This is a genomic window from Paenibacillus dauci (genome assembly GCF_000971985.1).
GTDB classification, from domain to species: Bacteria; Bacillota; Bacilli; order Paenibacillales; family Paenibacillaceae; genus Saccharibacillus; species Saccharibacillus dauci.
Genome location: NZ_LAQQ01000002.1, coordinates 494488 through 506851 on the forward strand (window position 1 = coordinate 494488; position 12364 = coordinate 506851).

Annotated in this window: 11 protein-coding genes; 5 read left to right on the forward strand and 6 right to left on the reverse strand. The window is 49.3% G+C overall.

Translation table 11 applies throughout. The features are described 5' to 3' along the window. Positions 1-203 precede the first annotated feature (203 nt). Entirely contained in the window at positions 204-992 is a 789-nt protein-coding gene (locus WH46_RS16510) for a DUF2087 domain-containing protein (protein WP_046227574.1), read from the forward strand. A 179-nt stretch (positions 993-1171) separates the two neighbouring features. Here WH46_RS16510 and WH46_RS16515 read toward each other — a convergent pair whose 3' ends face one another. The 3 genes from WH46_RS16515 to WH46_RS16525 all read right to left on the reverse strand — a co-directional run bounded on the left by WH46_RS16515 (position 1172) and on the right by WH46_RS16525 (position 3077). Next, complete coding sequence (locus WH46_RS16515; RefSeq protein WP_017811136.1) at positions 1172-1651, reverse strand: AbrB/MazE/SpoVT family DNA-binding domain-containing protein; 480 nt, start codon at positions 1649-1651, stop codon at positions 1172-1174. Positions 1652-2028: 377 nt separating this feature from the next. Next, positions 2029-2709, reverse strand: coding sequence for a CidB/LrgB family autolysis modulator (locus WH46_RS16520; RefSeq protein ID WP_046227575.1), 681 nt, complete (start codon positions 2707-2709; stop codon positions 2029-2031). Continuing rightward, positions 2706-3077, reverse strand: a complete 372-nt coding sequence (locus tag WH46_RS16525; protein WP_046227576.1) for a CidA/LrgA family protein — start codon at positions 3075-3077, stop codon at positions 2706-2708. Before WH46_RS16525 ends, WH46_RS16520 begins: the two co-directional genes overlap by 4 nt. A 136-nt stretch (positions 3078-3213) precedes the next feature. On the opposite strand from WH46_RS16525, the gene cidR reads away from it, so the two are divergent. The 4 genes from cidR (at position 3214) to WH46_RS16545 (ending at position 7324) form a co-directional block, all read left to right on the forward strand. Then, positions 3214-4101 (forward strand): cidABC operon transcriptional activator CidR, encoded by an 888-nt coding sequence (gene cidR, locus WH46_RS16530; RefSeq protein WP_046227577.1) that lies wholly within the window; start codon positions 3214-3216, stop codon positions 4099-4101. A 418-nt stretch (positions 4102-4519) separates the two neighbouring features. Continuing rightward, positions 4520-5059, forward strand: a complete 540-nt coding sequence (locus WH46_RS16535) for an RNA polymerase sigma factor (protein WP_017811132.1) — start codon at positions 4520-4522, stop codon at positions 5057-5059. Then, entirely contained in the window at positions 5046-6233 is a 1188-nt protein-coding gene (locus WH46_RS16540; protein WP_046227578.1) for a DUF5643 domain-containing protein, read from the forward strand. Before WH46_RS16535 ends, WH46_RS16540 begins: the two co-directional genes overlap by 14 nt. Before the next feature lie 182 nt (positions 6234-6415). Continuing rightward, positions 6416-7324, forward strand: a complete 909-nt coding sequence (locus WH46_RS16545; RefSeq protein ID WP_017811130.1) for a DUF5643 domain-containing protein — start codon at positions 6416-6418, stop codon at positions 7322-7324. Positions 7325-7577: 253 nt separating this feature from the next. Here the strand turns inward: WH46_RS16545 and kdgT are convergent, their stop codons facing one another. The 3 genes from kdgT to WH46_RS16560 form a co-directional block, all read right to left on the reverse strand. Then, the gene (kdgT, locus tag WH46_RS16550) at positions 7578-8603 is read right to left on the reverse strand and encodes a 2-keto-3-deoxygluconate transporter (protein ID WP_046227579.1); all 1026 of its coding nucleotides are present in this window, start codon (positions 8601-8603) and stop codon (positions 7578-7580) included. A 46-nt stretch (positions 8604-8649) separates the two neighbouring features. Next, a complete protein-coding gene (locus WH46_RS16555) occupies positions 8650-9645 on the reverse strand; it encodes a tripartite tricarboxylate transporter substrate binding protein (RefSeq protein ID WP_046227768.1) in 996 nt (331 codons plus the stop codon). 351 nt (positions 9646-9996) lie between these two features. Beyond that, positions 9997-12267 carry an AraC family transcriptional regulator gene (locus tag WH46_RS16560; protein WP_046227580.1) on the reverse strand — a complete coding sequence of 757 codons (2271 nt, stop codon included), beginning with the start codon at positions 12265-12267 and terminating at the stop codon, positions 9997-9999. Between the last annotated feature and the right edge of the window lie 97 nt (positions 12268-12364).

The following is a 12364-nucleotide window of genomic DNA, read 5'->3' on the forward strand; positions in this document are numbered from 1 at the left end:
CACATTGTCCTGAAAAGTCATAGCTTGCCCTGCTCTGGTATGGGTTCACCTTCTATAAAGGAAATGGCTCATCGGCAATCTACGATTATAGATTGAATAAGATTATATCTATTTATATAATGTCTAAGACATAAATAGATATATGAATAGTTTGTTTGAAGTATAGAGGATATGTGATAGAGAGACAGGAAAGGAATAATATAATGAATAAAGTGAACAAGACCGGAGAGTTGTCGGAGCGCTTCTGGGAAGCTTCGCTGGAGGAACTCAAAAAAGGATATATTGAAGACCCGCAAGCAGGACCGTTTGGCGGATTTGTTTGCCTGATTGATGGTGAGATATATGAGAAAGGGCAGATCTATGCGGAGGATGGATCATTCTACGAAGCCGAGCGGTACATGCAGATGCATATTCGGCGACAGCATGGATCGATGTTCCACTATCTCCTGACCCTGGACAAAAAGTGGACCGGTCTGACCGAGCTGCAGAGCAGTCTGGTGCAGGACTTCTACGAAGGAAAAAGTGATACCGAAATTGTAGCCAAAGCAGGCGGCAGCAAGTCGACGATCCGCAATCATCGATTCGCCTTGCGGGAAAAAGCCAAGCAGGCTCGTGTATTTCTGGCAGTCATGGAACTACTGGAACAGCAGCAGCAGGAACCATCGCCTTTTATACCGATTCACCGGACAGCGACAATGCTGGATGAGCGGTATGCGATCACCGAGCAGGAGAATGAATTGTTGCTCAAACAGTATTTTCCGGAAGGACCGGACGGTCCGTTGTCCGAATTCCCGCGCCGGGAAAAACGCAAAATAGTGATTATGCGCCATCTGATGCAGCGCTTTGAGCCGGGAACCATCTATACGGAAAAGCAGGTCAATGAACTGCTGGAGCAGGCTTACCCGGATTATGTTACACTGCGTCGCTATCTGATCGAATACGGGTATATGGATCGTAAGGAAGATGGCAGCGAATACTGGGTCAAACAGTAGAACACGATGCCGAAAAATGGTGAAATCAGTATGAAATATCAGTTAGCGATTTAGCTATGCCGAAATCGAATTCTCATATTCATGCAAAAGCGTCAACCCTCTTTGATATCGATCAGAGAAGGTTGACGCTTTTCAATCCGTTTTTTGCCGAAGTGAGGTAGCCGACAGGAGCCGGATCATCAGAGTTCGTGATGATGTCCGGCACGCAGTTCTTTTTGAATCTGGCAGACACGGCTCTGTGAGATACCGAGGATACGGGCCAGTTCATTCTGGGTAGCACCTGGATGTTCCTGCATGGCAGATTCGACTTTGGTCATCATTTCTCCGCGTTTATTACGGGATTTGCGCAGGGAGGAATGAAGGTTGCGCTGGGCTGCCGGAGACTCGGTCATCTCGCTCAGCGGCGTATGCATAGATTCGTCGCCCATTTGTCCGGCACAGCTGCCGCAGATGAACTGATCCTTGTAATAGACAAGGTCATCAAAGCTGCCGCAGAAGATGCACTGGATGCCTTTGTGCTTGCGGAAAATAATTTCTTTTTCGGTAATAAAAAATTCCATGGGATCACTGATGCCAATTTCCATCGTGTCCCGGATTTCTTTGGGAATCACAATTCTTCCCAGACTGTCTAATTGGCGTACCATGCCGGTTTTTTTCATAATAAAGGTCCTCCGCTTGTTCAGTTTGGATGTAATAGAATCAGACTGTCAGATCCTTTATATAAATATACAACAATATTAGCATCAAATTCATCTTTGGCAAATTTCTATATATAAATATAACCGAAAAAGTCCGAATATATACGTTTGAATAAGGAGGAAAAATGAGGGATTTTCGATGTTTTCGGCATTATCTCCTAATAATTTCAATTCTTATTTGCTAATTATGGACATAAATAACAACTGTAGCTCAGAAACTTAATTTAACTCTTTTAGTATAAAAATACATAATTATGTATAATAAGAATGTTAAATCTTAGGTATCAAGCGATTCGGCAATCTATTATGTATGTAATATACAAAAAAGCTGCCCTTGTTCAGGGCAGCATAATTAACGCGAGTATTGGTGTAGCAGCAAGTGTAAATAAAGCAGACAATATCATCGAAATACTGGAAATGGTACCGGTCAGCGAACTCAATTCAAATGCCTTGGAAGTTCCTGTACCGTGAGCGGCGGTTCCGAACAGAATGCCACGGGCAATCTCGCCCTCGATTCGCAGCCATTTAACGATATAAGGTCCGATCATACTGCCGATCAGGCCGGTAATAATAACGAAGATCGCCGTAATGGTCGGTACGCCTCCGATCGCTTGTGATACGTTCATCGCAATCGGTGTAGTAATGGAGCGCGGGATAATACTGCCCATCAGGTCATGATTCAGATGCATCAACCGGGCCAGCAGCGCCGAGGAACTGACAGCCACAATCGAGCCGAACAGTACGCTGGCGACAATCTCGACCGCATGCTTGCGCAAGGTTTTGAGATTTTTGTATAGTGGCACTGCAAAAGCGATGGTAGCCGGCTGCAGCAGACGAGACAGCCATTGTCCGCCTTCGTTATAGTGAGTATAAGGAACATGCATGCTCAGCAGAACAATGACCAGTACGAGCGGAGTCGTCAGCAGTGGGGACAGATACACCCGGGGAAAACGACGATACAGCTTTTTGGCTCCCATGTATACAATTAATGTAGCAAGCAGGAACAAGATGGAATTCATTTCGCGTGACGCTCCTTTCGTTTGGACATGAGTGCGGCCAGCAGTCCCGAGCTGACCATAACGAGAATCGTACTACAGATGACAATAGCAATAATGCGGACGCCGTCCTGCTCTAGCATCGGTATGTAATTCATCACACCTACCGCAGACGGGATAAAGAACAATAGCAGCTCGGCGAGCAGCCAGCTGGCTCCCAGGTCGATCCATTCCACTTTGACGACTCCGGATTGCAGCAGGATAAACAGCAGCGCGATACCGATAATGCTGCCGGGAACCGGCAAGTGCAGCCAGTCTGCGAGCCGGTTAAGCAGCTCGGAGAAGGCCATCAAAGCAGCAACCTGCAATATGCCTTTTCCTATATTTTTCATAGAAGAGATCCTTCTTTCATTTGTAACATTTTCATATATAACTTTCGTATATATGAAAGTTTACATCTCTTTCTTTCATAGGTAAAATTCATATATGGCATGAAATGTATTCCATTTGGCTATAGGAGGCGTGTGCATGGATATTCGTCATTTGCAGTATTTTATCGAAGTCGCCCGGCTGAAAAGCTTTACCAAGGCAGCGGAAGCGCTGTTCATCACCCAGCCTACCATCAGCAAGACGATCCGTTCTCTGGAAGAAGAGTTGGGAGCACCGCTATTCAACCGGGTGGGACGCTCTGTAGAACTGACTGATGCAGGCAAAGTCATCGAGCAGCAGGCCCAGAATATCGTAAAGTCATTTCATAGCCTGTCTTCGCAGCTGGATGACCTGCGTAATCTGGAGAGTGGTCATCTGCGCATCGGTCTGCCGCCGATGATCGGATCGCGCTTTTTCCCGCAGATCATTGGTCGTTTTCACCAGATCTATCCGAATGTGACGATCCAGCTGTTCGAAGACGGCGGTAAAAAGGTAGAGAGTGATGTGGTCAACGGATCGCTCGATATCGGAGTAACCGTGCTGCCGGTCACGGAGAATGTGCTGGAATATTTCTCCTTTACCGAGGAGAAACTGAATCTGATCGTGCCGAATAATCATCCTCTGGCCGAACGTAGTGAAGTGCAGATGAGTGAGCTGGCCGAGGACTTTTTTATTATTTTCCGTGAGGATTTTACGCTGCATGGGCGTATTATTGAAGCATGCATACGGGTTGGATTTCATCCGCGGATCATTTATGAGAGTTCCCAGTGGGATCTGATCAGCGAGATGGTCGGAGCGGGACTCGGTGTAGCACTGCTGCCGGAGACGATCTGCAATCAGATCAACCAGCGCAATATCCGTATTATTCCGAACGTAGAACCGGCTATTCCATGGCATCTGGGTATTATCTGGCATCGGGAGCGGTATCTGTCATTTGCCGCCAGAGAGTGGCTGCGATTTACGCGTGAGATGATGGAGACGAGATAAAAGAACAAGCGGATTAATTATAGGATATGCATAAAATTGAATATAAATGTACAAGTGGAAAAGCTGTGCCTGTACAGGTGCAGCTTTTTTCTGTTACAGATAGGATCGGGTGTTCTTTTGCTGCTTGCTCCACGAGGCTATACTGGTGATCTCCAGTACAATACTAACGATGCGAAATGAATCTGAAAAAGCATTCTGGACGATAGCGTACACGAACAGCTGACGAAAGTATCTTCTACTAATATAGAAGCAACCCAGTTGAGAAAAATGATGTTTTTAGATCGGTAACCTTTCATCCGGGTAGGCAGTCTAACGGATATTCAAGCTGCCTTTGGAGCAGACTACCGTAAAGAAATCTTGCCTGCACCGGATCTTCGAGAGAAATCGGTGAAGAGCAGATCGAGAGAGGATCGCCGAGATGAAATATACCCGTAAGGAAGACATACTCGCTGCCCGTGCTGGGGAGAAGGATGCGTTTATCCAGCTGATGCGTGATATGGAAAGGCCGCTGTACCGGATGGCACGATCGATGCTGAGAAGCGATGATGAATGCGATGATGCTGTACAGGAGACGATGCTCAAGGCATTTCGCAATATCCACACCCTGCGCGAAGTGGACTATTTCCAGACCTGGATTTTCCGAATTCTGATCAATGAATGTCATAATATCGCCCGCAAAGGTGCCCGCGTCGTCGTGACGGATGAATGGAGCAGTCTGCCTGCACGGACGGATGAATACGAGAGAATCGATATGCAGCAGGCGGTGCATCAGTTGCCTGAACCGCAGCGGCTGGTAATTGCGATGCATTATTTTCAGGATATGCCGATCCAGCAAATTGCAGATGTGCTGGATCTGTCGGCAGAAGCAGTCAAGACCCGATTGCACCGGGCACGCAAGACATTAATGGACTGGCTCAGCGATGAGCCGGGAAGGGGACACCAATATGAGACCAGATGAGCTGGATCGTATGCTGAATACAGAAAAGCAGAAACAGGATCGTCCGCTGAGTGATCAATCCCGTACTCGGCTGGAACAGACGTATGCCCGGATACAGGGTATGGATATGCCGGCAGTACAGCCGGAGCAGACAACAACAGAAGTACCTGCACAGATGATGGATAGCACCCTGGAGAATCAGGTAGATCATTCGGCAGATCGTATACAGAATACAGACGAGCGTCTGCGCAGCAAGCGCGGAGGCAGCCGTACGACAGCGAACCGTTGGTGGTACTCAGGTATCGGAGCAGCGGCAGCGGTGCTGATCTTCGCCTCCGGCTGGAGTGGCAGCACCGGCTGGTCGCTCAGCAATGTACCGGTACTGGGCAGCTGGATACAGCCGGATCATGCACCGACAGATCCGGAGCAGAATATACCGACACCTAATCCGGCTGCAGTAGCTCCGGAGATTAACCAGACGATCACTCATGGCAGCGAGTCGATTACCCTGACCAGAGCTGCGCTGATTGACGGAGATATGCAGATTGAGTACAAGGCGAACCGGCTGGACGTACTGGAGAAGATCTCCCTGGAATCGATTCGTTATGAAGGCCGTGAGCATGCCAATAGTGTAATGACGCTGGGCAACCCGGTCAAACAGACCGGTGTGTTTGAAGCCAAGGCTGTAAATATCCCGAACCCCCTTCCTGACAATGCATCGATTGAGCTGCATCTCAGTACGGCGGGTGCTGGTGTGAAGACTTCAGCCGATCCCAAGGATGCGCATAGCTTTATTTTCCGTGTTCCTGCCAAGCAGATGGGTCAGGGCAAGGTACTGCAGGTGGGAGAGACTCATTCTGCCAAGTCGACAGGCCATACGCTGACACTGGACAAGGTATTATATACTCCGCTGATGGTCAGTGTTGAATTGTCATCGGCTTATCGTCCGGAAGCGAACAATGACCAGTGGCTGGGCTTTGAAGCGGAAGATGACCAGGGACATACATGGAAAAGTATCGGTGGAGGCGAGATAAACGAGCAGGGTGACCGGATTCAGTACATGGTGTCCTTTATGGATGGAGAGATTACACCTTCTGCCCGTACGATCACGATCAAGCCGTATTACGATGATGCTGCTGCAGGACAGAGAAAGCAGCTGCCAGAGCTGAATTTTACCATTCCGGCTACCCAGTAGAGAGATATCGTTCGTTCTGCGAATAACCAAATGATGATCAGGTCGATCCTTCGGGATCGGCTTTTTTGTTGGCCAAGGCCTCGCTATTCAAAAAGAATGTGATGTATCCGGTAACCTTTGGCAGGGGAAGATGCTCTAACGGTTGTAACATCACAAAAACAACCATACAGGAGGAACTAATAATGAATAACAATACAACGGACAACACATGGAAAGACATTCTGAAACGCGGTGCATGGGGATTGGCTGCAGCAGCCATGGTAGGCGGCGTGACACTCAGCTCCGGATATATCATGCAGGCCAAGGCTGCTCCCGTACAGCATCCGGTTGCGATCAAGGCGCAATCTTCGAGCAATCAGAATCAGAGCCAGGCGAAATTGCTCGCTGCTGCACCTGTGATCAACCAGAGCGTAACCCATGGCAATCAGACGTTAATCATTACACGTGCTGTGCTGATAGATGGTCATCTGCATATCGAATACAAAGCCGATTCCCTCAAGACGCTGGAGCAGACCTGGCTGGAAAGTGTTACGTACAAGGATGGTAACCTATTGAATGAAGTGATGACATTGGCGAGTCCGGTACTGAAGACCGCTGTATTCGAGACAGGTACCCTTTCGCTGGATTCGCTGTCTGCCGGAGAAGAACTGCATATCCGCCTGGCTACCGGCAGCATGGAGAAGCCGCAGGCTTTTGATTATACGATCAAGGCAGAGCAGCTTGGCAAAGGAACTACAGTAGACTATGGCAAAAGCAAAACATCCAAACAGCATAATCTTACATTGGAACAGGTGAATTATTCTCCAATGCTGATCAGCACCGAATGGTCTTCTGCCTATCAGCCAAAAGGCAGCAACGATCAATGGTTGGGCTTTGAAGCGATCGATAGCAAAGGCAAAACATGGAAAAGCATCGGCGGCGGCGAGCTGGACGCAGACGGCAAAACGATTCATTACACCGTGTCCCTGATGAGCGGAGAGATTTCCAAAGGAGCAAGCACCGTCAAGTTCAAGCCTTATTATGGAGATAGCAAAACAGATAAAAGAGTCTATCTGCCGGAGCTGAATTTCACGATTCCGGTAAAACGTTGATTTGTAAATAGCTTAAAAATACAGCCTTCGTTATTTCTGTACGTTATGAATTGAACGGATAGGATGTTCGATAATGAATTCAAAAAAGACTGTTCCTGATAAAGGTGAACAGTCTTTTTTCTTTGATTAGGTAAGGAGGGGATAAATATTCCTCACGGATTTACAGGTTATTTATACCATGCTTTTTGCAGATTGTTGGTAAAATTGGCGTCTTTGAAACATAAATTCATTAATTCGTTGTTATAAGAACTAATCAAATATTTCCCTTGGCGCTCCGCAGCTTCATCTCCCTATCCTGTTCTGCAGCAGAGATCGACTCAGTATTCTGACGTTTCTTGTTCATATGCTTGGACCAGTAAGCGGTCAAGATCGGAACGAGAATCGACGTGACGATCACCGAAGCGGCGACGAGCGCAGTAGCTGACTGTGCAGCCGGGAGAAATTCGGGCTTCATGCTGGCGACGATCACCGGGTTGGCGACTGCTGCGCCGGCTGTACTAGAAGCGGCGAGACCTGCAGTACCATTACCTCCACCGATAAACCGGTCAGCGAGAATGAGTGGAATACCAGTGATAATAATAACAGCGATACCCAGCAGAATACCGAGCATACCGGTCTGTACGATCACACCCAGATCAATCGTACATCCCAGGGCAAATCCGAAAAACGGGATAAGGGTCTGAGTCGCTTTGCCAAAATAGCTGCGCAAATCATGATCCAGATTACCAAGCAGGAAGCCGACTAGAAATGGAAGTACAGCACCGACAAAAGCATGCGGTTCAAACACGGCCAGTCCAGTACTGCCGAGAATCAGCATCGTGACGAGAGGACCAGATTCAAGCGACATCAGTACAAATGCTCCGGCTTCTTCCTTGCTGCCATACTGCTGCATGATGGAAGCGTACAGACCGCCGTTGGTCATATCCATCGCGGCAATCAGAGCGAGTACAGACAATCCGGCAAAGAATCCGGTCTGCACGCCTCCGGCTGGCAGGAACTGGGCAGCAATCATGGCAACGACCCAGGCGACCGCAATCTTGGTCAGTACGAGGGTACCGGACTTGCGCAGCACGGTTCCGGTAGCACGTACATCAATCGAGGCACCCATACAGAAGAACCACACGGCCAGAATTGGTACGGTACCGGTCATCAGTCCTTTGGTAAATGAGCCAAAGTATTCTCCTGAATCAGGAGCAAAAGTATGTACCAATGCTCCGATAAACAGCGGTACCAACATCATGCCGCCCGGTATTTTATCCATTGTCTTTTTGATATTCATCAATATCCAATCCTCTCGTGATTGCCAGCCTGTCACTGAAGCGTTTTCATTTTCGGCTGAGACCGAGTTCGGGAATTAGCTTGGCGTACAGATCATGACTCTGCTGCAGCTGCTGGCGGAAGCCATCACTGTCACGAATCAGCAGTCCCAATCCATGATCTGCCATCGTCTGCCTGAATTCCTGCTGTTCGGCGCCTCTGGTGAAGGCATCGGCAAGTATTTGAACAATCTCGTCGGGGGTATCTTCCGGAACAGCGAGTCCGCGCCAGGTTCCACTAAAATTCACTGCATACCCGGTTGCTTCCTGAAGGGTAGGTACATCCGGCAGTGCCTGGGAACGTTCGCTGCCATTAATGGCAAGTACACGCAGCTTGCCCTGATCGACATAGGTTTTGACTTCGGCCGGACTGACCGGCACCGCATCGACAAATCCACTCATTAACGCAGATACCGCAGGTCCCGCTCCCTCATATGGAATATGGGAGAACGTGACATGGGTAGCCTGCTCCAGCGAAGCGGCAGCCAGATGCCAGATACTGCCTGTACCGGCATTGCCCATCTTCACTTCACCGGGATGGGTCCGGGCATAACTGAGAAATTCATCCGCGGTCTGCCACGGTGCATCCGCCCTTACGGTAATGGCAGACGGATCATAATTGGTCTGGATAATTGGCTTGAACTGCTCATACGTAATCGGCAAAAGGCCCATATGCGGCAGTGTTGTCAATTCGGCGACCAGATACGTAACCGTATATCCGTCTGGCTGGGCATTGGCACCTTCCATTAGACCGATCGAGCCGCCACCGCCGGTTCGGTTTACGACTGTAATCGGTTGACTGAGATACGGTTGGGAAGCTTCAACCAGTGCACGTGCCGTAATATCCGTACCTCCACCGGCTGCATAAGGGACAACCAGCGTAATCGGCTTAGCCGGATAATCGGCAGCTGATTTGGTATAGAAGGGGACAGAAGACCAATGTCCTGTAAAAAAGGTAACCAGTCCAACAACAAGGATCAATCCGGCAGCAGCGCTGCTGTACATTTTCCAGCGGTGCCATCTGTGATTGTCAGTAGTCACGGTAAACTCCCTCTCTTCGCTGCAGGTTCGTATCGTAAAGTACGGAATCGGCCTGATCCGTATCGATAGAACCTGTATGCAGAATTGGTTGCTCACCTCCGTATGTGCGATTGAGATCGTGCTGTCTGTTACACGTTCAGTCTAGCGCACGGGGAGATGGATCATCTATCGGTTAATTCTCGTTATGATCTGCAAAAACCTTGGAGTAGCAAGGCTTTGGCGAATCTGCATAGGTTCTGGCAGATCTGCATATGGTGTATCGGCAGCCCATTTTCGTGAATAGAAAGCTTGTTGGTATGTACGGCAAGCAGGCATTTAACCCTGCTCACGGTATTTGCCCGGAGTGACAGATTTGTGCTTGCGAAAAGTACGGATAAAGCTGTTTTCGTTCTGGTAACCGACCTGGGCGGCGATATCGGCTATTTTCAAATGACTGTGTCGTAGCAGTTCACAGGCTCTGTCCAGCCGCAATCGGGTGAGATAATCATAGATCGTACTGCCGGTCTGTTCCTTGAATAGCATACTGACAGAGGACACGCTCAGCTGTACATGTTCCGCTACATCCGGCAGACCGATATTGTCGCTCAGATGTTCCAGCATGTACTGCTTGATACTCTCGACCAGCAGATGTTCCCGGGAATCACGCCGGATATCCATTTGACCAGTCAGATGCGTGATCGTCTGGGTGAGCAGCTGCTCCATATCAGCCAGATTCATCGTAGACAGCAGCTGCTGATGGTAGTTGACCATCTCTGGCGGGAGAGACAGATGCTGCTGGACAGTCAGCTCGATCAGTTGTTCCAGCGACCTGTGAATCAGCAGGCAGATCGTGGATGGAGACGATTCATGCTCCCGGGCAGCTTCACACCAGCGATGCAGCCAGACCAGTGCGGTATCTGCGTCTCCTTGCTCCACACATTGCAGCAGCTCCCGCCGCCATTGATCATCCGGCAATAGCGGTTCATTTTGTGACGTGCGGGCATTCGTATCGGAGGGATAATCCGATTCATGAATCCGCCCGTATCCATGATACAGCCGCCAGGATAATGCAGCGTCTGCCTGCTGGTGGGAAAAGGGGGCCTCGGAGACCTGAATCATTTCTTCGCCTATTCCGGCAGACAGGGACAATCGCAAATGCTCACTGGCGATTGTCATCATGCGCTGTAGATCCTGGTGCAGTTGCATGCGTCGCTCTTCATAGTCCTGTGCCAGACGGGACTGTAGCATCCAGATCAGTCGATCCTGTTCGCCGGTAATTCCTGTGGTTCGCCAATAGGGTTCCAGAATCTCGGCCATCATATTGTGCAGCGCATACTTTAACAGCATCCGGTCGGATTCAGAATAAGTGGCAGACCAGATATCATAGCGGTCGATAGAGATAATCACAATGACGGATGGTCCTGGCTGCCAATCCTGAAAATACTGCTTCCATTTGCTGTTCATTTCCTGTGGACCGATACTGCGATGCAGCACATCCTGTACATATTTGATCTGCAGTTCGGGCAGGCTGCGTTCGGCGACCAGTGCCTTGCTGTGAAAGTCGCCGACCAGCTTGCCGATGACCGGTTCCAGATCATACAGGGACTGCCGGCTGTCCGGGTCTTCGGGATGCAGCAGTCGATTGATTCGTCGCAGCGGGCGAAATGCCGCATAGCTGTACGAGTACATGGCAGCGCAGCCGATCAGGATCGAGATCAGCGAGAGCAGCAGCATCATATTGCGGGCCAGCTTTACATTTTTGAGCAGCTGTTCGGTTGGAACAAGGGAGACGAGCCGCCAGCCGGTCACATCCGAGAAAGTCTGATTCGCCATATAGCTCTGTCCATTCAGTTGTACATAGGCATATGGCTGTACACCCAGCTCATCCAGCACCTGCTGCATACCGGCTGCAGGTACCGAACGATCCAGCTTGGGATAGATCAGCCTGCCATCCAGATCATAGACATATTGGGAACTGGAGAGATGAATATAGAAATTGGAGAAAAAGCGGTCATAATCCAGATTGATCAATACAGCGCCGGTTACCTGATTATCCGTAAGGACAGGACGGGCAAGTGACAATAGTTCGGTCTCTCCCTGTGCTGGATTGGTGCCCTGCCAGCGGCGCTCGATCAGCAGCGGCTTGTTATGTATCTGTTCAATCCAGCCGGTCCATGTACGGTCAGGAGCCTTTTGCCAGTTGTGATAGCCGGATGTACTGGAAATTACGCTCTGATCATGGAACCGGATAATATCGATAGACTGAATCTCGTGCCCGGCGGATACCGTATGCAGATACTGCTGTACCCTGGAGACAAGCGCAGGATCGGCGTTGGCACCTTGCCTGATATACTTCAGTACGTCAGGCTGAAAGGAAGCATCCACTGCCTTGTTGTCCGATTCGCGGAACGCACGATTGGTGACATCAAGATTGATCTGCAGCAGCTCGATATTGGGCGTATTCAGCTCACTGTCCAGCTCCTGCCGATAGCGGGAGTAGGAGAACAATCCAATAGCGGTAATAAGCAGTGACAGGCAGAGAGTCAGCAGCAGAATGAGCCGTGTCTGTTTATTTTGCAGCAAGAACTTTAATCGAAGTCGCAGCATGCTTCTGTCTTCATCCTTTCCTGAATTCACCGGTGATAGAGCGGGATTCTGATGCTATGGTATACATCAAAATGCATTCTGTTTAAATAAGATTACG

Coding starts and splice junctions, on each gene's coding strand:
- WH46_RS16510 (WP_046227574.1), top strand. CDS start 204: ATGAATAAAGTGAACAAGACCGGAGAGTTGTCGGAGCGCTTCTGGGAA.
- WH46_RS16515 (WP_017811136.1), bottom strand. CDS start 1,651: ATGAAAAAAACCGGCATGGTACGCCAATTAGACAGTCTGGGAAGAATT.
- WH46_RS16520 (WP_046227575.1), bottom strand. CDS start 2,709: ATGAATTCCATCTTGTTCCTGCTTGCTACATTAATTGTATACATGGGA.
- WH46_RS16525 (WP_046227576.1), bottom strand. CDS start 3,077: ATGAAAAATATAGGAAAAGGCATATTGCAGGTTGCTGCTTTGATGGCC.
- cidR (WP_046227577.1), top strand. CDS start 3,214: ATGGATATTCGTCATTTGCAGTATTTTATCGAAGTCGCCCGGCTGAAA.
- WH46_RS16535 (WP_017811132.1), top strand. CDS start 4,520: ATGAAATATACCCGTAAGGAAGACATACTCGCTGCCCGTGCTGGGGAG.
- WH46_RS16540 (WP_046227578.1), top strand. CDS start 5,046: ATGAGACCAGATGAGCTGGATCGTATGCTGAATACAGAAAAGCAGAAA.
- WH46_RS16545 (WP_017811130.1), top strand. CDS start 6,416: ATGAATAACAATACAACGGACAACACATGGAAAGACATTCTGAAACGC.
- kdgT (WP_046227579.1), bottom strand. CDS start 8,603: ATGAATATCAAAAAGACAATGGATAAAATACCGGGCGGCATGATGTTG.
- WH46_RS16555 (WP_046227768.1), bottom strand. CDS start 9,645: ATGTACAGCAGCGCTGCTGCCGGATTGATCCTTGTTGTTGGACTGGTT.
- WH46_RS16560 (WP_046227580.1), bottom strand. CDS start 12,267: ATGCTGCGACTTCGATTAAAGTTCTTGCTGCAAAATAAACAGACACGG.